General features: G+C 37.4%; 17 protein-coding genes, 6 tRNA genes and 1 rRNA gene. 4 read left to right on the top strand and 20 right to left on the bottom strand.

Annotated elements, in window-relative coordinates; all coding sequences use genetic code 11:
- Window positions 1–208: 208 nt before the first annotated feature.
- The 4 genes from tlp to ACFCYJ_RS21010 all read right to left on the bottom strand — a co-directional run bounded on the left by tlp (window position 209) and on the right by ACFCYJ_RS21010 (window position 6,187).
- Window positions 209–445: a small acid-soluble spore protein Tlp gene (tlp, locus tag ACFCYJ_RS20995; protein WP_053595505.1), complete on the bottom strand. Its 237-nt coding sequence runs from the start codon at window positions 443–445 to the stop codon at window positions 209–211.
- Window positions 446–717: 272 nt separating this feature from the next.
- On the bottom strand, window positions 718–2,079 hold the full coding sequence (locus tag ACFCYJ_RS21000) for a TraB/GumN family protein (protein WP_376076627.1): 1,362 nt from the start codon (window positions 2,077–2,079) through the stop codon (window positions 718–720).
- 207 nt (window positions 2,080–2,286) lie between these two features.
- On the bottom strand, window positions 2,287–4,752 hold the full coding sequence (locus ACFCYJ_RS21005; protein ID WP_376076630.1) for an S-layer homology domain-containing protein: 2,466 nt from the start codon (window positions 4,750–4,752) through the stop codon (window positions 2,287–2,289).
- 925 nt (window positions 4,753–5,677) lie between these two features.
- Entirely contained in the window at window positions 5,678–6,187 is a 510-nt protein-coding gene (locus ACFCYJ_RS21010; protein WP_376076632.1) for a hypothetical protein, read from the bottom strand.
- Window positions 6,188–6,307: 120 nt separating this feature from the next.
- Between ACFCYJ_RS21010 and ACFCYJ_RS21015 the strand changes: the two genes are divergently transcribed.
- Complete coding sequence (locus ACFCYJ_RS21015) at window positions 6,308–6,781, top strand: MarR family winged helix-turn-helix transcriptional regulator (RefSeq protein WP_376076635.1); 474 nt, start codon at window positions 6,308–6,310, stop codon at window positions 6,779–6,781.
- 591 nt (window positions 6,782–7,372) lie between these two features.
- Here the strand turns inward: ACFCYJ_RS21015 and ACFCYJ_RS21020 are convergent.
- Entirely contained in the window at window positions 7,373–7,621 is a 249-nt protein-coding gene (locus tag ACFCYJ_RS21020) for a LapA family protein (RefSeq protein WP_376076638.1), read from the bottom strand.
- A gap of 258 nt (window positions 7,622–7,879) precedes the next feature.
- Complete coding sequence (glmS, locus tag ACFCYJ_RS21025; protein ID WP_376076665.1) at window positions 7,880–9,682, bottom strand: glutamine--fructose-6-phosphate transaminase (isomerizing); 1,803 nt, start codon at window positions 9,680–9,682, stop codon at window positions 7,880–7,882.
- Between the two features lie 1,019 nt (window positions 9,683–10,701).
- On the opposite strand from glmS, the gene ACFCYJ_RS21030 reads away from it, so the two are divergent.
- Both ACFCYJ_RS21030 and ACFCYJ_RS21035 read left to right on the top strand, forming a co-directional pair.
- Window positions 10,702–11,043: a PadR family transcriptional regulator gene (locus tag ACFCYJ_RS21030; RefSeq protein ID WP_376076640.1), complete on the top strand. Its 342-nt coding sequence runs from the start codon at window positions 10,702–10,704 to the stop codon at window positions 11,041–11,043.
- Window positions 11,033–11,605 (top strand): hypothetical protein, encoded by a 573-nt coding sequence (locus ACFCYJ_RS21035; protein WP_376076643.1) that lies wholly within the window; start codon window positions 11,033–11,035, stop codon window positions 11,603–11,605. Before ACFCYJ_RS21030 ends, ACFCYJ_RS21035 begins: the two co-directional genes overlap by 11 nt.
- A 58-nt stretch (window positions 11,606–11,663) precedes the next feature.
- Here ACFCYJ_RS21035 and ACFCYJ_RS21040 read toward each other — a convergent pair whose 3' ends face one another.
- The 13 genes from ACFCYJ_RS21040 to ACFCYJ_RS21100 all read right to left on the bottom strand — a co-directional run bounded on the left by ACFCYJ_RS21040 (window position 11,664) and on the right by ACFCYJ_RS21100 (window position 19,405).
- The gene (locus ACFCYJ_RS21040) at window positions 11,664–12,185 is read right to left on the bottom strand and encodes a type 1 glutamine amidotransferase domain-containing protein (RefSeq protein ID WP_376076666.1); all 522 of its coding nucleotides are present in this window, start codon (window positions 12,183–12,185) and stop codon (window positions 11,664–11,666) included.
- Between the two features lie 356 nt (window positions 12,186–12,541).
- Window positions 12,542–13,894: a phosphoglucosamine mutase gene (gene glmM / locus ACFCYJ_RS21045; protein ID WP_376076645.1), complete on the bottom strand. Its 1,353-nt coding sequence runs from the start codon at window positions 13,892–13,894 to the stop codon at window positions 12,542–12,544.
- 299 nt (window positions 13,895–14,193) lie between these two features.
- On the bottom strand, window positions 14,194–15,294 hold the full coding sequence (locus tag ACFCYJ_RS21050; protein WP_376076647.1) for a CdaR family protein: 1,101 nt from the start codon (window positions 15,292–15,294) through the stop codon (window positions 14,194–14,196).
- Window positions 15,287–16,123 carry a diadenylate cyclase CdaA gene (gene cdaA / locus ACFCYJ_RS21055; RefSeq protein ID WP_376076650.1) on the bottom strand — a complete coding sequence of 279 codons (837 nt, stop codon included), beginning with the start codon at window positions 16,121–16,123 and terminating at the stop codon, window positions 15,287–15,289. Before cdaA ends, ACFCYJ_RS21050 begins: the two co-directional genes overlap by 8 nt.
- A 149-nt stretch (window positions 16,124–16,272) precedes the next feature.
- Window positions 16,273–16,899, bottom strand: coding sequence for a zf-HC2 domain-containing protein (locus ACFCYJ_RS21060; protein ID WP_376076651.1), 627 nt, complete (start codon window positions 16,897–16,899; stop codon window positions 16,273–16,275).
- A 13-nt stretch (window positions 16,900–16,912) separates the two neighbouring features.
- Complete coding sequence (gene sigW, locus ACFCYJ_RS21065; RefSeq protein ID WP_376076653.1) at window positions 16,913–17,476, bottom strand: RNA polymerase sigma factor SigW; 564 nt, start codon at window positions 17,474–17,476, stop codon at window positions 16,913–16,915.
- Between the two features lie 153 nt (window positions 17,477–17,629).
- Window positions 17,630–18,535, bottom strand: coding sequence for an arginase (gene rocF, locus ACFCYJ_RS21070; protein ID WP_376076656.1), 906 nt, complete (start codon window positions 18,533–18,535; stop codon window positions 17,630–17,632).
- Window positions 18,536–18,709: 174 nt separating this feature from the next.
- Window positions 18,710–18,782 (bottom strand) — tRNA-Lys (locus ACFCYJ_RS21075).
- A 14-nt stretch (window positions 18,783–18,796) separates the two neighbouring features.
- Window positions 18,797–18,871: transfer RNA gene (locus ACFCYJ_RS21080), tRNA-Gln, on the bottom strand.
- A 17-nt stretch (window positions 18,872–18,888) separates the two neighbouring features.
- Window positions 18,889–18,972, bottom strand: a tRNA-Tyr gene (locus ACFCYJ_RS21085).
- Between the two features lie 14 nt (window positions 18,973–18,986).
- Window positions 18,987–19,062 (bottom strand) — tRNA-Val (locus ACFCYJ_RS21090).
- Window positions 19,063–19,134: 72 nt separating this feature from the next.
- Window positions 19,135–19,209 (bottom strand) — tRNA-Glu (locus ACFCYJ_RS21095).
- Between the two features lie 119 nt (window positions 19,210–19,328).
- Window positions 19,329–19,405: transfer RNA gene (locus ACFCYJ_RS21100), tRNA-Asn, on the bottom strand.
- 267 nt (window positions 19,406–19,672) lie between these two features.
- Here ACFCYJ_RS21100 and mbcS point away from each other — a divergent pair.
- Window positions 19,673–21,250: an acyl-CoA synthetase MbcS gene (gene mbcS, locus ACFCYJ_RS21105; RefSeq protein WP_376076658.1), complete on the top strand. Its 1,578-nt coding sequence runs from the start codon at window positions 19,673–19,675 to the stop codon at window positions 21,248–21,250.
- A gap of 166 nt (window positions 21,251–21,416) precedes the next feature.
- On the opposite strand, the gene rrf is transcribed toward mbcS, so the two are convergent.
- A 5S ribosomal RNA gene (rrf, locus tag ACFCYJ_RS21110) occupies window positions 21,417–21,511 on the bottom strand; the annotation flags it as partial.

Raw genomic sequence — 21,511 nt, forward strand, 5'->3', positions numbered from 1 at the left:
CAGTCAAAGCGCGGGGTTCAAATTTTATCTATATTTAATTATTTGATAATCCATGTTCTAAAAAGGGATGTAATAAGTCATTTACAACCTCATAATAAAAGCAGACGGCGATATAGAGGCCCATTATAGAACTTCTAAACCATCTGCTTTTGTTGGGAAGTACTTTCAAGTTGGAGAAATGGTAGTTCCTCTTCCTATGTCTCCAATTCTACACTTCTCCTTTTTTACGTGCTGCCATTTCATCTTTCATTTCTTCTTTTAATCCTTCAATCGACTTTTGACGTCGCTTATTTTTTTCTTTAATCATTTCACTTTGCATAGGGTCTGCAAATTCCAAACTAATTTCCGCTTCATGAAGTTTTTCTTCAGTGTTCTTAACGATATCACGAATTCGTTCAACATTATTAGATCTATCATCTGGTTTCGAGTGTCTTGAATTGGCCATGGTAACCTCCTAAAATTTCGACATTACAATTAGTTTGTATTTTTTTTATATTTATATGTACACTAATTTTTACTAAGAAAAGTGCTTTTGCCTTTTTTGGCACGACAAGCACTGGAGAAAGTCTTACAGTTCTCTTGCCACATGAGGAGACAAAAAGCCCTTAAGGAAATAGATCCCTTAAAGGCTTTTATACTCAAATAATTAAATTAAGGTACAACTTACCCTTAATCCCAATTCTCTTTACGGGAGATTTACTAGTAAAGGGCTTTTCTTTATTGATAAAATGGCTTCACTTTGTACCCGTTTTTCTCCAAATGATAGCGAATGCTTTTCTCACCTAAGAAGTGACCTGAACCAACCACAACAAAGTACGTACCTTTTTTCTCTTCAAGTACATTCATGATTTTCTTTGCCATTTGTTCATCACGTAAACCAAATAGCATTTCATTGTACTCTGACGATCCGCCTTCCATCGCTTGGAAGCTTTTTGCAAACTCTTCAACGTTCCCCTGCTTCCAGCTTGTAAACCACTCTTGGAGGATGTTAGATTGGTTTTCTTCAGATGGATTGATTATGTTATCCAACACAGCAACTAAAGACTGCTCCTGTGCTTCTGGCGATAACGCGTCAAACATATCAACTTGTGCTTTCATACCTTCTAATTCAATCACTGGCTTTTGTTGCAGCTGTGCATTTAATAAAAAGTACATATCAATACCATGCATCGCCATTTCTTGTGGCGTCATACCAAAGGAATCATCCGTTGCCAGCATTGATAAGGTGCTTGACAGCATCCAAGGCTTTTGCAATGTCAGTTGTTCCATCGGGAGATTGTATAGCTTTGCAACTTTTTCAAGCTTCGCATATGTTTCTGGTGCAACAGCATCTTTCAATGTTGTGCCTTCTGAATACATTGCCTTTTCCGCATAATAATCAAGCCCTTTCGGATCTAGAATATTTGCCTCTACTAATAGCGCATCCGCTTCATCGAACGCCTTCATTAGTTTTTGATCGAATGGATATAAGTCAGGTGTACCTAGGTGAATGGAGCCCAGTAAATACACACGCGTATCCTCATCCTCTACTACCCAGGCTACTCCCTTTGCCCCTTGTTCTGCAAGTGCGTATGTACTCTGAATGAATCGAACAGCTAGTAGAACAGCTTGTTGCGTCGTTGCTTTCTTATCTAATTGCAGTCCGTTTGAAGAACCTTGTAAAATATTATGTTCTTTCATAAACTTAATGGCATCTGTACCAACTGGTAAATCATAACGCGCTACGATATTATACAAACGCTTCACAATATCACCGCGTGTGTTATCGTTCTTCACGCTCACTGGCTTATATTGTTTATTTTTCGCTAAGCCCAATGAGGCAATTTTCTTTTCCGTTAATGCCAGCAGTTCATTTACCTTTTCCACAGAGATTTCTTGAAGGAAGTCTTCGTAATACCACTCAATTGGGTAAATCCCGTATTTTTCACCCTCGTTTAAGGTTTCAATAGCCCAGTCACTAATCGATGGCGCTAAGGGAGGTGATTGCTCCTCCGCATGGATCACTGGCACAACTGTTGTCAGCATCAATGAAGCGGCAAGCAACGCAGCACTCGTACGTTTCATTATCTTTTTCATCATATTATCTTCTCTCCCTCGGTCTTATTTTTGTATCTACACCGTTTTAAATTATACCATTTAACATCCATCTATTTTATACTAAATGTGAAAATGTTTACAATTTTGTATCGACCTGAAAACACTTTGATACGATTGCTAAAAAGAAAAGCCTTATAGAGATATCTCTACAAGGCTTTTCTAATTTGAACGGTTTACATTACAAACTTATTAATTTAAAACAGAACCGTCTTTAACATTGTTGTTATTAGCATCAACTAGATTAGTTGATTTGAAATCAACTACAATGCTATCTGTTAATGCATAGTGATCTTTAGTTGTCACAGTAAGTTTACCACCAGTTACAGTAGCAGAAGTAAATTTTACAGTTGAACCAGCAATTTTAACTGTTAAACCTGTTGCTGTAGCTTGATCAACAATACTTTTAGAGAAGTCTACTGTAAATGTTTTGCTATTTACCACAGTTATTTTAGAAGCTACAGGTGCAACATTTTCTTTAAGTGTTACTTGAGTAGTAGCTTTACCATTTTTAAGTGTGTTACCTTTAGTATCTACTACATTCTTAGCTTCAAGTACATAAGGACCATTAGCAGTGATAGAACCTTCTGGTAAAGTGAATCTTACTTTTTTAGTACCATCTACAAACTGAAGTTGAGTTCCAGCTGGAAGCTCTTTTCCTCCAAGTGTGTAGTTAGCAGCTGTTGTTGCTGTTGCCGTCACATCTGCAGCATATTCAACAGTAAATACATTGTTATCTGTTACGACAACAGGTGTAGTTCCAAATACTAATGAATCTGTAGTAGTTTCAGGTGTAGCTTCGAAAGATCCAGTTGTAACATTAAATGTAATCGTATCTGCAGTAACGTTTTTAGATAAATCTTTAACCGCTCCAGCAGATAATTCAAATGTATATGTTGAATTGCTATCTAAATCAATGTCAACTTTCACTGTGTTTTTCTCAGCACCCTCAATTTTGCCGTTACCATCTACGTCGAAACCAGCATCAGCTTTTACCGCTGTTACTTTTCCAGCAGTGTAAGCAATACCATTTTGAGTTTTAAGCGTTAAATTTCCATCTACTTTTACAGGTTCACTAAAAGTAAGGTATAAAGCATCTACGTCTGTAGTAGAATTCACATCATCAGCTACTAACATTTTAGTTGAAGCAGATACAAGTGTAGCAGGAGTTGTATCTTTAGATAGAATTGCATTGAACACAAATTCATCTCCAGCATTACCAGCTAAATCTTTATGTCCTTCTACTTTAATGTTTGTATTAATAAATGTCGCTGTACCTAATGCAGTTTTTGCATCGATAGTGAATACAGTATTATCAGCAGCATCTTTAATATTTTTATCTGTTAAGACGAAAGGAGTTGATCCAACAGTTACTTTTGCATACCCTTCAGTTCCATCAAGATTTTGTTTCATTAATTCTTCTGAGAAATCAAACGTGATTTCTGTACCGTTCACTGCTGTAGAAACAGTTGGTTTTGAACTATCAACGTCTGCCTTAGCAACTGTGAAGTTAACAGCAATAGGGTTAGCGATATTGTTAGCAAAGTCAGTAGCGCCAACAATGTCCACTTTATAAGTCTGTTCAGCAGTTAAGCCTTTGATTGTTAATGTTTTACCAGATAATTCATATTGATTATCAGAAAGTTCAGTACCGTTCAAGCTTACTGTTCCTGCGCTTTGTACAGGCTCATCGAAAGTGATCTTTGCTTCAGTACCTTTTGCTTCAACAGAATTAACGCTAACAGGAGTTGTGTCTGCAAATGTGATCAATTTGTTAAACTCTTCAGTTAGAACTTTAGCATCTGCTTTCGTTTTGATTGGTTTTACAGTCACTTTGCCATTAGTTAATTTTAACTCTTTATCAGTTGTTAAAGTAACAGTCATGCCGTCTTCAGATGCTTCCGCTTTTGTGATAGCTACACCATCAATAGCATATTTCGCTGTCATTTCAGCATCTTTTGCATCAACAGCTGTGTTGAACTTCACTTCAAGTTCCTTCGCATTAAGTCCTTTTACAGAATCTACAGCTGGTGTTACCTCTTTAGCTGTTGCATCAATTGTACGTTTTACCATAGTAGCGAATTCTTCACGGCTGATTTTATCTTGTGGTGCTAATAAAGAACCTTTACCGTTGATTACGCCGTTTTCTACAGCTGTTTCTAAGTAAGATACAGCCCATTTAGAGGCTTTAGAAGCATCTGAGAATTTGCTAAGATCTGCTTTACCTGTTAATTGGTAACCTTGCACGATAACTTTAGCAGCTTGTTCTCTTGTTAACTGAGCTTTAGGTTCAAATTTACCATTGCCCATACCATCAAATAATTCGGGTGAAGTTGCAAGCACTGCATTATAGAACCAGTCATTTTCATTTACATCAGAAAAATCTTCTGTTCCTGTAGCTTTTAAATCTAATGCTTTTGATAAAATTTCAGCAGCTTCTGCACGAGTAAGTGTACCAGCTGGGTTGAAGTTTCCTTTTTCATCGCCTTGGATGAAACCTTTGTCAGTCAAAAACTGTACAGCTTCTTTTGCCCAAGATGAAATGCTATTTGCATCTTTAAATTCAGCAGCTGATGCTACTGGTACGATTGCTGATGCTACTAGAGCTGCTGTAGCTGTAGTTGCGAAAAATTTACGACCTTTGTTTTGCTTTGCCATTATTTTATTCCTCCAGAACTTTAATAAAATTATATTTATTCTGTGAAAACAATATTATCGCTCTATTAATTTTCTAAAATATGTATAATAAGTTTTCACAAATAATAAATTTACTACAAAAAATTATATGTAAAGCATATTCCAAATCCATGATGATTAAATTTCCCAATCAAAATTTGCCTCACCAAACAATAATATTACTATGATTCCAAAAAATAAATGCTAAAAATAAGGTAATATTAATATAGAATTGGGCAACTAGGGAATTTATACCTTATTCACTAGTGTGGCAGATACATTTTATTAAAATAATGGAATTTATACATCCACGCAAAAAAGCAGTGCTGTAAAACGATAATAAAGTTGTTGAATTTTGTTATGTAAATATAAGAGCCACACTACAATCTAGTGTAGTATGGCTCGTTAAAGTTGTTGAATTTCTATACATTTAAAGGTGTTTGTACTTAAAAATCATTAATAAAGATGTTTGATTCTTATTGAACTAAAGCACTTGTTAGTTAAATAACTGATGGATTGAAAGGAAAATTATTAGTATTGCCATCACTATTATCAAATATGGAAAAATGGATTTCTTGTCTTTTCTTATATTTCGTGCAGGTACAAGTAAATGTATAGCTATTAATATGAATCCGATTTCCGTTAAATTATCGTAAGAAAACCCGAGGATTACTGTGGATTTAGAATAAAGGTCGACCGTTTCAAATAGAGTTTGTAGTTTGCAGAAAAGTTGGAACATTTTAAGTTCCACCTATTATTTATGGATTTTTGATATTTGAGGATTTTTTCTTATTACATATAATAGATTAACCTTCATCAATATTGGCTACCTTTTATGAGTAGCCCTTTTTGTACCTTTCATCAATTGTGGTAATTAAAAGGAAATTACATGCACTTTTCTAATTATTTATATAAAGTTAAGTATTATAAAGAGGTAAATAACACTAATTGGTATCAAAAATAAATTCTTATAGCCAAGTATAATTGCTAATCGAATAGTTTTTGCAGAGTGTTGTTGAATATGAACTCTTTCAATAATTCTCTGTATCAAAAACTTATTAAAGACAGAGAATATTACAATATTATAAAGACCAAATATAACAATAAAACCAATAAGATCCCAAATTATTTTTGGAGATGTTACTTCTGACAGTCCATTGCTGATATTTTGAAATAAACTTGTTGTATTCAGTGAAACCCCTGAGCCTATAACAATAAACAACAGATATTGCAAAACTCTTAAAAGTTCCACTAAAATTTCCAAGATAATATATGTTGGTTTATTGAACTTATTCTTAAAAAGTACTTGTGACACCCTTCCTATAGACGTTACGATTGAAAGAGCTATAAAGATAAAACTTGAAAAAAAGAAATCGAAAGCAGAAATAAATTTATAAATACTATCAATAATGAACATGAGTGAATAACCTCCAACTTTGATATAATTTTTATAAGATAACTCAATAAAACGGTATCTCTAAAATAAAGTATCTCTAAATTAGAGATATATTTAATAATATAATTGGAGGATAATTATATGTCAATGGAAAATAAAACAAACTCAAATCATAATCAAACAGAAAATAATATACTTGGACAAGAATTTAGTTCTGCCTTAATTATGTTTCATCAGGAAGTTGCAAATAAATTGGATTTAAATATAACGGATTATAAGGTGTTGGGAATTATTCCGAACGGAGGGATAACTGCAGGAGAGATTGCTATTCATACGGGATTATCAACTGGAATGGTGACAACAGTTGTTGATCGTCTTGAAAAGAAAAACTATGTATATAGAGATAAACATCCTAGTGACCGACGAAAAGTAATAATTAAAAATAATATAGAAAAAACATATACTGAATTGGCTCCAATTTTTCAATCATTTGGAGTGGAAATGAGGAAAATTTATTCAAGTTATAATGATCATGAAATCAAAACTATTATGAGTTTCTTAAATAAAAGCATTGAAGTATTTAAAAAGGAAACCGCAAAACTAAAAAATAATTAATTTATTTTTGATCAGTTTGATTCTTGAAATTGAGAAGATTGTTTCACCAAAAATACCAAAATGAAACATTTCATTAGTAGTAATGCGGTGATAGCAATAACAAATTTGTATCTTATCTAACTTATTAAAAGTTTTTTTCATCTTTTCCCCTTTTCACTTTCATTCAGAATAAATTTTACCACAAGAAACAAGTACTTCTTGAACTTACCTGCACCGTTAGTGGAAGAAGGATTTTTAAACAACTATATTATTTTTAAAGTGACTTTATTGTAAATTAAACAACTTTATTACCTCTGCACAAGTGCCCCATTTTTCTGGGCACTGCTTTTTTAAGGGAGCAATCAAATGACCGTGTCTCTGCTTTATATTTTATTAAGTAGACTAGACCTAGCTAGCCAATACGGGACGGGGTACTTATATTTAAGAATCCCTTATTCTTCACAAAAAGATATCTCAATACCACGTCCTTCTTTAATCCACTTTTCTACTTCAGATGTCTTGCTCTCTTAGACATAAAAATGCCCCTTTAGATAACTATAGTCTAAAGGGGCAAAACGATACATCTTTTTTCTTAGTGAAATAAATCAATATTTAAGAATGTTGATCTATTTCACTTCCAGCCTTTTTCAAAGCTCTTTGAAGTTGATAAATTTTCATCATACTAATTAATCCAACTAATAGGGCACCCAATAGGACTGACCCAATAATAACGAGGATCAATGGCCACTCAGCTTTTCCAAATAAATAATTAACCGTTACCTTGTCAACATTTATAACTGAAAATACCGCGATAATTAAGACCACAATTATTGCAAATATTAAGTTCCATTGCTTTTTCATATGCCACCTCATTCATTGTTATCTAACTATTCTACATTCACTATTATAGAATCAGGATTAGCTTAGGACAATCACTATTTCGCGGCAAGGGTATAACCTTAACAACTCTATCTTAATACCATGAAACATCCAAAACAAAAAACATCCGCTCGCTTCTTTTATTACAAGCGAACGGATGCGAATTGCACGAATATTTAAAAAATCACTTTAAATGACTTTATTATATGCTAACAAGAAGAAGTCTGTAGCTGCATAAAATTATTCCACAGTCACTGATTTAGCCAAGTTACGTGGTTTATCTACATCACATCGGCGGTGTAGCGCTGCGTAGTAGCTAATTAACTGTAATGGCACTACAGATACAAGTGGTGTTAGTAATTCATGAACTTGAGGAATTACTAAACGGTCACCGTCTTCATCTACGCCAGCCATGGCAATAATGCATGGATATGCTCCACGTGCAGCTACCTCTTTGACATTACCACGGATATTTAATGATACTGCTTCTTGTGTGACAAGGGCAAACACTGGTGTACCTTCTTCGATTAAGGCAATTGTTCCGTGTTTCAGCTCGCCACCTGCGAAGCCTTCTGCTTGGATGTAAGAGATTTCTTTTAGCTTCAAGGCACCCTCAAGGCTTACATAGAAGTCGATGTTACGACCGATGAAGAATGCGTTGCGTGCTATTTTTAAGTAGTCCTCTGCGATATCCTCTAATACATCTTTTGAATCGATAATTGTTTGGATACCATTTGCTGCAATCGCAAGTTCTTGTTTTAAATCGAATTCTAAGCCTTTGCCATTAGCCTTCGCCGTTACATATGCTGTTACAGCAAGTACAGCTACTTGCGCTACATATGCTTTTGTTGAAGCTACTGCAATTTCTGGGCCTGCATGTAATAAAAGCGTATGATCCGCTTCACGTGATAGTGTAGAGCCAGGTACGTTTGTAATTGTTAATGTTGGATAACCAAGCTCTTTAATTTTCACAAGTACTTGACGGCTATCTGCTGTTTCACCTGATTGTGTAATAAAGATAAACAATGGTTTTTCTGAAAGTAATGGCATATTGTAGCCGAATTCACTTGAAATATGAACTTCTACTGGGATACCGGCCATTTTTTCGAAATATTGCTTACCAATTAGACCTGCATGATAGCTTGTGCCGGCTGCAATAATATATAAACGGTCTGCTGCTTGTAATGCTTCTAAAACATCAGCGTCAATTGTTAATTCACCATTCTCGCCTTCATATGCTTGAATGATTTTACGAATAACCGTTGGCTGCTCATCCATTTCTTTTAACATATAGTGAGGGTACGTACCTTTTTCAATATCGCTCATATCAAGCTCTGCAGTATATGGTGCACGCTCAACTATGGAACCGTCTAATTTTGTAATTTCAACGCTAGCTTTGTGTACGATTACGACCTCTTTATCGTGTAGCTCCACATATTGATCTGTTACCTGTAGCATCGCCATCGCATCTGAAGCTACAACATTGAAGCCTTCGCCAACACCTACTAAAAGTGGAGATTTGTTTTTCGCAACGAAAATTGTATCAGCCGTTTCTGCATCTAAAAGAGCTAATGCGTATGAGCCGTGTAATAAAGATAGAGTCTTACGGAACGCCTCAGCTGTGCTTAAACCTTCTTTCACAAATAACTCTACTAATTGCACGATGACCTCTGTGTCTGTATCAGATTTCATCGGAATACCTTTTAAATATGTTTTTTGTAATAAATGATAGTTTTCAATAACTCCGTTGTGTACTAGCGTAAAACGTCCTGTTGCACTTTGGTGAGGGTGTGCATTTAAACGGTTGGGCACACCGTGAGTTGCCCAACGTGTATGACCAATACCCGCTTTTGCAGCAACGTCCTCGTCCACTGCATCACGTAAATCGGCAATACGACCCTTTTCTTTGAAGACTGTTACACCATCTTCGTTACGTACTGCAATACCTGCTGAATCATAACCACGGTACTCTAGTTTCTCTAAACCTTTTAATAAGATTTCCTTTGCATCTGATTCACCAATATATCCTACAATTCCACACATAATTTCTTGTCCTCCGATATCGTCAATTTGACGCAATGACAAACTAGACCTCAACCTATCGAATTTTTTTATGAATGTAAAAGCTATACTTATTTATCAATTATGCCTCGGCATAATTGCGTCCGGAATCGGCTTTGTGCTTAGGCCTGCACGAGGGCCGACACGATATCGGTCATTTCGATAATGCCACAGGACGTGGCGTTTTTACCGATGCAGGTCAGTTAGCTGTTATCGCATGGATGCGATGATTTTAGGCTAACATCCTTAAGAACTCCATTCCGATTTCCGTGACATCCGCCGGAGGCTTAACTTCTTTTTGCAGGTGTTTGGATACCTGCTGAAAGAAGGTAAATAAAATAAACGTAACTAATACATACACATTCTTAACACTCATTCAGCCATCTGAACAGTAACCATTCGATACGTGAGGTTTCTCTATTTATCTATTGCTTTAACTATACCTTCTCCATTTTCTGTACATTCAATCACTCAAATGCTTTCAAAATGAAAAGTGACAATCGGGTATGTCGATTGGGAGGCATCCGCCGAATTTTCGATAAACCTCCACCTCGTCTGCTGAAGATAGTTTCGTCCAATTTCTTCAGCTCAGGCGCTATAATTGTTTTCCGATTTTGCGCTTTCTTCCCTCCTTATGCGCTCTCGTTAAATGATAAGGTCGGACCTCATATTCAACTTCTCCATCATACTCAATCATATGCTGTACGTCAAATTTCCGTTATAAAAAACACCTATTTCTCCTACTTTTTAGTGACAAAATGTAGACAAACAATCTGCTATAAAGCATTATCTTGAAATTCCTATTAAATATATGATGTTTTTTTCCATAGGTCAGCAACCACTATTCTCTGCTATAAATTTGTGTTGAACTAAGTCAAAGAAAATATACCTCGGAACGAAACCCCCTTTTTTAATCGCTTGACAAAATCACTACTTAGCAATACTATATACAGTACTTAGCAACACTTAGTACAAGGTAAGCTTAGCCTAGGGGTGAGATCGTGGATAATCTGAGTGAAATGCTCAAAGGAGTTTTAGAAGGTATTGTATTAGAAATCATCAGCCGTGGTGAAATCTACGGTTATGAGATTGTCAAATATCTCACGCAAATGGGGTTCGAGGGCATAGCTGAAGGAACTGTTTATGCGTTACTTATGCGTTTGGAAAGAAATCATCTTGTCAATATTGTCAAAAAGCCATCTGAAATGGGTCCACCAAGGAAATTTTATACGCTTAATGAACAAGGGCAAGAAAAATTGACGTCCTTCTGGGCTAAATGGGATTTTTTAAGTAGCCGTATTGAAATTTTAAGAAATAATGGAGGGAACAAACATGAGCTTTAGTCGTGAAATTCAGGAGAGAATTAATCGTTTCGCGAAGGAACAATCTCAGAATTATTTGCAAGACGCTGAAATGACCTATATGGAAAAGCTGCGCAAAAAAAGTGGGCAAACTAAACGTAAAATCGACAAGCAACTGTCCAAGTTTAAAGGACGTTCCGATCAAGGTCGAGAAGCACAAGACGACATGATACTATATATGAGCGATTATATGAATGATTTAATGTCACAAGGTTTAATGGAGCAAGAAGCCTTTCATAAGGCCAGCGAGGAATTGAAATTTGCCAGTAACTCTGAGCAATCTGAAGATTTAAATGAACGTTTCCAGCAGTATTACGAAGATCGTGACCCTGCAGATTATGAAGCAATCGGGTTGTTTTATGGTGGTTTTCTATTTTTAGGATTGGGTATCGGCGGTTTAATCGGTTTTCTAACTGGCGGTGGCTATGAAGCTTTTTTGGACAGGGGCTGGATTAATACTGCAATCGGCGCTGGCGTTGGCATTATTATTGGCATCGGACTTGGGCAAATTACCAATGCTATTATCGCGTTGAAAAAGAAGTAGGGCTGTCCTAATTGAATAACATGAAAGGCACAGGCATATTCACCTGTGCCTTTTAAACTTAGCCTTCTTCACTCGCTAATAATCTCACAATTTCTCGATTAAATGCTGGTAGATCTTCCGGTGTGCGGCTTGTTACTAATTGTTTTTGGCAAACAAACACTTCCTCGTCATGGAATATCGCACCTGCATTTTCTAAGTCTACTCGAATTGATTTGTAGCCAGTTGCGTCACGACCATTTAATGTTTTTGCTGTAATGAGTAATTGAGGTCCATGACAAATAGCAAAGGTTGGCTTCATATCGTCCATAAACTCCTTTACAAATGCCACAACGCGATCATCTACACGTAATATATCAGGAGAAAACCCACCTGGGATGAACAATGCATCGAATTCAGAAGCCGTTACCTCATCGATGCCTTTATCTATTTTTACTTTCTCCCCGTGCTTACCCTCTACCTCAATGCCCGCTGTCGTATCAATCGTTATTAGTTCATGACCTGCCGCTTCTAACGCTCCTTTAGGACTCGTAAATTCGGCGTCCTCGAACATATCAGTAATCACCGTAGCAATTTTAGCCATTGCCATACAACACTCCTTATAATTGTGACTCTGTACTACTGTTCCCATTCTCTTTGAAAACATTCATTTCGTTGGCGAGCTCTCAATATGTGAAACACAGAATCGTTCTATCCATCACTTCGATGGTTCTATCCACAACTTTTACTTTTCTATAAGTTACTTTTTTGTGCCAAATAAAAAAACCCGACCTCCTTTGAAAGGAAATCGAGTTGTTGATAAATTTCGCCTTGGCGTAATTTCGTCTGGGTTTTGAATTGTGCCTGCACAATTCATTCCTTTCAAAATCCGTGACATCCGCCGGAGGCTTTATCTTCATTCAGTGGGTGTTTATCACCTACTGAATGAAGATAAACTATTTATTCCGTTAAGCCCATCTCAGTACGGACAACATCTGCTATACGCTCTACATAATGCTCGCAGTCTGCTTCTGTCGCAGCTTCCACCATTACTCGTACAAGTGGCTCAGTACCAGAAGGACGCACTAACACGCGACCGTTACCAGCCATATCTGCTTCTACCTCAGCGATCACTGCAGCAACTTTTGCATTTTCCGTCACAGCATGCTTGTCTGTTACACGTACGTTGACTAAACGCTGTGGGAAAATTTTCATTTCAGAAGCAAGCTCTGACAGTTTTTTACCTGTAGATTTCATAATGTTAACAAGCTGAATACCCGTTAATAAGCCATCACCAGTTGTATTATAGTCTAGGAAAACAATATGGCCAGATTGCTCGCCGCCTAAATTATAATCATTGGCACGCATTTCTTCTACGACATAACGATCACCTACAGCTGTTTGTACACTGTGTATATCGTTATCTTCAACAGCTTTGTAGAAGCCCATGTTACTCATTACCGTCGACACGATTGTTTGCTTTTTCAAGCGACCAACTGTATTTAAATGCTTCCCAATGATGAACATAATTTGATCACCATCAACAATTTTACCGTTTTCATCTACTGCGATTAAACGGTCCCCATCGCCATCGAACGCTAGACCAACGTCAGCACCTTTTTCTGTGACAAATTTAGCTAACCCCTCTGGATGTGTTGAACCGACACCTTCATTAATATTTAAGCCTGTTGGTGAGGCACCCATTGTTGAGATATCCGCTTCTAAATCTGCAAATAGGTGTGTAGCTAGTGAAGACGTAGCGCCATGTGCACAATCTAATGCTACATGGATGCCCTCAAATTCTTCAGCCACTGTTTGCTTTAAATATTGAATATATTTTTGTCCACCCTCGAAGTAGTCACTTACTGAACCTAAATCTGCCCCGATTGGACGTGGCAATGTATCTTCTTGTGCATCTAATATTGCTTCGATTTCGGCCTCTTGTGCATCTGTTAGTTTAAAGCCATCAGGACCGAAAAATTTGATACCATTATCAGCAACTGGGTTATGTGAAGCTGAAATCATAACGCCTGCATTTGCGCTCATAATTCGAGTAAGGTAAGCCACACCTGGTGTTGAAATAACACCAAGACGCATTACCTCTACGCCGATTGATAAAAGACCAGCTACAAGTGCACCTTCAAGCATTTCACCTGAAATACGTGTGTCACGACCGATTAAAACCTTTGGACGGTCCGTTGCATCCTTCGTTAAAACGTAGCCACCTACGCGGCCAAGCTTAAATGCAAACTCCGGTGTTAATTCACTATTCGCGACGCCACGGACGCCATCTGTTCCAAAATATTTACCCATTTTGATTATTCTCTCCTTCAATGCAAGACGGTGGTCACGCTTGTCTACACTGACAACTAGACCACTCGTCTGCTTACTTTTGGAAAAGTCTATTTTCGTTCATTTTCTGGTAACTATTCATTTTGCCCCTATGCCCATTTATTTGGACTTGTAAATTAGCACAGATAAATTTAGCATAAGGTATTTTGATTTAGCCTGAGCAACTTTTTTCGTTAATGTTTCAAAACCGAAAATGACACCCTTACCGATAGAGAACGAAATCTCTACTGAATCAAAATAAAATTATAGTCAGTTATTGTTTAAGAATCAACATCTTCTGTTTTTTCTGTTGGTGGCGTGTTGTCCTCAGAAGGAGTGACTGATTCCTCCTTAGTAGGCGGAGGTTCAGGTGCAGGTGCAGGTACGGGTGAAGGTGCAGGTGTGGTAGTTGTTGGTGTCGTTGTTGGTGTTTTCTCCTGCTCTACCTTCGTAATGTCTGCTTTCACTTTAATCCTTGATTCAGATATTTTTGTCACACCTTCTGGTAATTTTACATCAAATTCATAAGTTGTTGATTCTGTAATTTTTGATAAGTCCACCTCTAATGGTATTGCAGTTAAACCATCTAGGATAGATTTCCTACCGTATACCCTCACCATTGTAGTGCTAACTGTTAACTGGTTAACGGTTATATCATTTGCCACTTTTCCTACTTCCTTAAGCACTACAGGCAACTCTCTGCTGTATGCTCCAATATCTACTTGTACCTTCACAGTTTTCGGTTCAATCGTAACATCTAATTTATTTAAATCACGATCTAATACTTTAACTTCCGCTATCTGTGAGAACGGTTCTTTCAAGCCTTGTTCACCTGTTACAGTGGCTTTTACATAGCTAATGCTATCAATGGCACTTTTGGCACCTGTAACATACACCGTAGCTGGATTAGCAGTCATGCCATTTAAAATATATCCTTCTTCGATTAAACGATTACTCATCTCAGGGTCAACACGAAACTCCTGTGTGACCTTTTCCTCAATGTTTACCTTAATAGTCTTAGGGTCTAATGTAACTTGCAACTTATCAGAAATATTTTGGTATTGTAGGTTAACATTATGCTCACCTATAAGTAATTTACTCAAATCCACAAATACAGAAAAATCCTTCGTTGTCTTTGTTTTTATAACAAGTGGCATTGGACCTTTTATCGTAACATCCACCGTCTTAGGTATACCTGTTACAATGAGGTTCTTATCATCATAAAAAACATCTACAGGTACATCTCGAATTACCTCTGTTTGCTCACTCGTTATTGTTTTATTTTTAGGAGATAATTCGGTATGAACGGAGAAAAATAACAAAAAGGCTAGAAATAGTGCGACGATTCGTAACACCCAAGGGCTATCCATCATTTTATCCATTCTTTTTCCCCCTCCAAGTTAACTTAGAGGCTGCATTTGACTCCTGTGCTAATCCGAACCACATTTTACGCAACAGCCCTTCGAATTCCTCTAGAGAAAGATTTCGATGTAGATTACCATTCATTGTAAGACTAATGGCACCGGTTTCTTCTGATACGACAATAGTAATGGCATCTGTCACTTCACTTAAGCCGAGTGCAGCTCGGTGGCGTGTCCCAAGTTCTTTAGAGATAAACGGACTCTCAGAAAGCGGTAAATAACAAGCCGCTGCCGATATTTTATCTTTCTGCATTATCACTGCTCCATCATGAAGCGGTGTATTAGGTATAAAAATGTTAATCAGTAACTCCGATGAAATCTCAGCATTTAGTCCTATGCCCGTTTCGATATATTCATTTAGACCAGTTTCTTTTTCAATAGAAATTAACGCCCCTATACGACGCTTGGCCATATAACTAACAGATTTCTTCATCGCTTCAATAAGCCTCGTTTGTTCTTCTTCAACTTGACTAATTGAACGTTGGAATAGCTTGCCTCTACCAATTTGTTCAAGGCCACGTCTTATTTCAGGTTGGAAAATGATAATAATCGCCAAGAAACCAAACTCGATAACTTGTTGTAACATCCACCCTAACGTTTCTAACCCAAAGAAGTCTGTAGCAAGGCGCGCAATAATAATTACGAAAATCCCTTTTAATAATTGGACAGCCTTCGTACCTTTAATGAGGGTTAAAATTTTATAAATAACGTACCATACGAGCAGTACATCTAATAAGTTAATAACAATATTCACAGGTGTTAAATTAGTGAAATGTTCGATAATTTGCACGTGGCATCCCCCACTTTTCATTGCGAATCCATACACATTTAAGTATAGCACATTCTTAACAAATGTAACTTTTTTCAAATAAAAAGTCTACTCAAAAGAGTAGACCTTTCAGCCTCTCACGTGCACTATCTATTAGGACGTATAGAGTGTTATTTAGTTGCTTGGTTCTCCTCGAATGTTACAGCAGACTTTACTGAATTTTTAATCGTATACCAAAGCCATTCAAATACTTCGTCAATTTCTTCTATTTTTCCTGAAACAACTGCCGAAGATGCCATATACTGTCCGTTAATAACGGTAATATTGCCATCCACTTCACCCTCAACAATTAAATCACCATTTTTAACAACAATGTCGCCTTTTACAACTTCTCCCTTCGGTACAATAACCGTTTGACCGTCAACAACAAGGTTTGGCTGTTTAGTCACAGAGAATTGTTGGTCATCCATGAAACTACCTAGTAAAGTTGCACTCATGAATAAACAAAAAACTGCCGCTGCCACAAAGAATGGATGCCGGCGAATCCATTTTTGCATGCCTACACGACTTTTGGGTTTCGGTAAACGAGCCATGACGGCTTCTTCAAAATGCGGAGGTGCTGTAATATGGGAAGCACTCTTCACAAAGGCGATTGTTTCACTTAATTCCTGCATCAATTGTTTACAATCACTGCATGTATGCAAATGGCGTTTTAACTCTTGCTCATGCTCACGACTAATGTCACCATCTAAATAATCATGGATATAGTCTATAATATGCTCTGGACAAGTATTCATGACGCTTCCCCTCCTACAGATTGTTTAATTGCTTACGTAATGCTTCACGTCCGCGGTGAATCCTCGTTTTCACCGTTCCAAGAGGCATATCTAAAATCTCGCTAATTTCCTGTAATGATAATTCTTCAATGTATTTCAATACTATAACTGAACGGTATTTATCCGGCAAACGTCCAATCTCATATTGAATACGATCTTGCAGTTCCATTTGCTCTATCTGTTCTTCTGGTAGCTGGTCATCCGCTGCGATTTGCGAATACATATCAAGTCCTTCTGTACCAGCTACTTCCGCATCTAAATAATAGTCCGGCTTTTTCTTCCGGATTCGGTCTATGCAAAGGTTTGTCGCTATGCGATAAAGCCACGTCGAAAATTTTCTTTTTTGATCAAAAGTATGCAAGTTCATATAGGCACGAACAAACGCTTCTTGTGTAATATCCTCAGATTCTTGCTTGTTCCCTAACATCCTAAAGCATACTTGGTACAGTTTGTGCTGATAGAGACTCACAATATCTGCAAATGCGTTTTGATCACCTTTAAGCACTTGTTTTATTCTCTTGTTTACTAACGCATCCATTGTGTTGATTTCTCCACCTTTACAACTGTCTTATACTATACGACCCATCGATAAGAAAAGTTTCATTTTGTTATTAATTATAGCAAAAGATTTTTATACATTGTGGCAATAGGCAATTTTTTGTCAAATATCTTTAAACTAGAGTGATGAGCCTTATACTAGGGTCTCACCAAATAAGGAACCCATCAATGCTACAGCAACATCAGCTGTTCTATTCTTTTCATCTAAAATTGGGTTAACCTCAACAAATTCAGCAGATGTGAGCATACCTGATTCCTGAAGCATCTCCATCGCCAAATGGCTTTCTCGATACGTAATCCCACCAGGTACAGGTGTCCCAACCCCTGGAGTATAAAGTGGATCTAATCCATCTAAATCAAGTGATAAATGCAAACCATCTATATCGCGCGCTCTTAAATAGGCAAGAGCATCTTCCATTACACGCGTCATCCCAAGACGATCTACCTCGTGCATTGTATACACCTTGATTCCTTGCTGACCAATTAATTCACGTTCACCTGGATCTACGGAACGTGCTCCAATAATAATGACGTTTTCAGGTTTAATTTTCGGTACATTATTACGAATTTTCACTAAGCGTTCATGACCAAGGCCAATGCTAACTGCTAACGGCATACCATGTATATTACCAGAAGGTGTCGTTTCAGGTGTGTTAAGGTCAGCATGTGCATCGAACCAAATAACACCTAAATTTTTATATTGCTCACTAAGTCCTGCAAGTGTACCAATAGCAATACTATGGTCGCCACCGAGTACAAGTGGAAATGACTTTTGTTCCACTGACTTATTTACACTATTCGCCAAAGATGTACTTACATCGATAACTTCCTCTAAATTCAGAAGTTGTTTATCAACAATAATACCCTCTTGTTTTTGACTAACACGTATATCCCCTTGATCATGTACTACATGCCCAATTGCCTCTAAGCGTTCTACAACACCTGCGTAACGGATGGCACTCGGTCCCATATCTACCCCTCTACGAGTTTGCCCATAATCTGTTGGTACCCCAATAATAGAAATATTTAGTTTATTCATTTTTTCATACCCCCTTGTACTTGTAAGTCTATTGTAAAGCCTGTATCCTACCTGGCTCAACCTCACAATTTTATGAATATTTATACAATTAAGAAGAGCATAAAAAAATCTCCTGCTGTTTTCAGCAAGAGATTAGTATCTGTAGTTAATGTTACACTTTTTATTCAATAAAAGTGAGCCATGAAGGACTCGAACCTTCGACCCTCTGATTAAAAGTCAGATGCTCTACCAACTGAGCTAATGGCTCAAAAAATATAAAAATGGCTGGGGTACTAGGATTCGAACCTAGGCATGACGGAATCAAAATCCGTTGCCTTACCGCTTGGCTATACCCCAATCATATATAAAAAAACTGGTGGAGGGGGACGGATTCGAACCGCCGAACCCTAAGGAGCGGATTTACAGTCCGCCGCGTTTAGCCACTTCGCTACCCCTCCGAAATAACACATTATGGTGGAGGATGACGGGCTCGAACCGCCGACCCTCTGCTTGTAAGGCAGATGCTCTCCCAGCTGAGCTAATCCTCCATAGAAACAGGTGTTTATTTCTTCACAGTTAATTTTTTTTTAAACCTTCGCATTACTACAAAGTTTTATAAATGGTGACCCCTACGGGATTCGAACCCGTGTTACCGCCGTGAAAGGGCGGTGTCTTAACCACTTGACCAAGGGGCCATTTTTCAAATGTCTCGAACAAGACAAGAATTATGATAACATTATTTACTGATCGATGCAATACTTTTTTTATACTTTTTTTATATGTATAACATCACCATTATAAATGGGCAAAAAAATGGCTCCGAAGGCAGGACTCGAACCTGCGACAACCTGATTAACAGTCAGGTGCTACTACCAACTGAGCTACTTCGGAACAATACTATTCAATTCGGTTTTTAAAACCTCTATAAGTACATTTATTATTATAGCAAGCATTATAAATTATGCAATACTTTTGTGAAAATTTTTATATTTTTTGTCGAAGTATACCTTTACATCCACCTGAACCCTAATAGTTCTCTATTAAATCTAATATTTCTATTTTATGTATAGAATATTCTTGCTGTATATTATTGTAATTGTTAAAATGGAGATAGTTTTATGAATTTTCTATTAAATTTGTTTGGGGAGGAATGTTCACATGGTAACAAACGATTTAATTGCACCAGAATTCTATAACATCACAGAGGAATTAGAGAAATTTTCCCAAGATAGTGATCGTCAAGCAATACGATGGCTAAATACTCAACAGGAACGCCGAACAATTTCCTATGTTGAACTTGTTCAAAAAATGAATCAATATGCGAATGTCTTAACGAAGAAGGGGCTTCAAAAAGGAGATCGCGTATTAGTTATTATTCCACGTCTGCCTGAGGCTTATTTTGTCTTTCTTGGCTGTCTAAAGGCTGGAATTGTTCCTATTTCATGCTCAGAAATGTTACGTGCAAGTGATTTAGAATATCGTATGGAGCACTCTTCCGCAAAGGCAGTAATTGCCTATGAAGTGTTCACTAGTGAAGTAGATCGTATTACTTCTTCAGTAGAGGCTTTAAATAATAAACTAGTCATAGGTACTGCTACAGGTGATTGGACGTCTTTAAATGAATTGGCTAGTACACAACCGGATACATTTAAAGCAGCGGCGACGAAAAGAGATGATATGGCATTTCTTTCTTATACATCAGGCACGACTGGTAAACCAAAAGGAGCTGTTCATTCGCACGGTTGGGGATATGCACATATTAGAACAGCTGCTTCTCAATGGCTTGGTGTACGTGAAGGTGATCTAGTGTGGGCTACAGCAGCTCCAGGGTGGCAAAAATGGATTTGGAGTCCATTTTTATCGACTATTATGCTAGGCGCAACTGCATTTGTATACCAAGGAGGATTTGATGGAAAAACATACCTTCAACTGCTTCAGGATGAAAAAGTCAATGTATTATGCTGTACTCCAACAGAATATCGAATTATGGCGAAGCTTGATAATTTAAAAGACTATAATCTATCTTCTCTACGTAGCGCTGTTTCTGCTGGTGAACCATTAAATCGACCAGTCATCGAAACATTTATGAACAACTTTGGTCTTAAAGTGCGCGATGGCTATGGCCAAACGGAAAATACTTTATTAATAGGCACACTTGAAAATTCTGAGTTACGTCCTGGTTCAATGGGTGTTCCTACCCCAGGCAATATTATCCGTATTATTGATCATGAGGGTAACGAGGCACCAATTGGAGAAGTTGGAGATATTGCTGTACATAAATCATCTCCTGCTCTATTTAAAGAGTACTATCGTGAGCCTGAACGTACACAAGCTGCCTTCCGTGGAGATTGGTATATTACTGGTGACCAGGCCAAATGCGATGCAGACGGATACTTCTGGTTTGAAGGTCGAGGAGATGACATCATTATTTCATCAGGCTATACGATTGGACCATTTGAGGTAGAGGATGCTTTAAATAAACATGAAGCTGTACAAGAATGTGCTGTAGTCGCAGCACCAGATGAAATTAGAGGACATATTGTTAAAGCCTTTGTCATCTTACGAGAAGGTTTCAGAGATCGTGATGAGGCCAAGTTAACAAAAGAGCTACAGGAGCACGTTAAAGCATTAACAGCACCTTATAAATATCCTCGTAGTATTGTCTTTATCGATGAACTACCAAAAACAACTTCTGGTAAGATTCGCCGGGTAGAGCTACGAACAGCAACTGTATAAAATATAGGAAGGAGACATTTCAACCAAGTGATTGGTGAAATGTCTCCTATATATATTGCTTTTATTTAACTTCTTTCAGCGGGCGTCAATTATGCCTCTGCATAAATGATTATTCTTTTGGATATAAAAAAAGCCACTACTGAGTTTATCAGCAGCGACTTTTTGCGCCTAGCGACGTCCTACTCTCACAGGGGGAAGCCCCCAACTACCATCGGCGCTAAAGAGCTTAACTTCCGTGTTCGGTATGGGAACGGGTGTGAC

This window comes from Lysinibacillus sp. NPDC056232 (assembly GCF_042267565.1).
Lineage (GTDB): Bacteria > Bacillota > Bacilli > Bacillales_A > Planococcaceae > Lysinibacillus.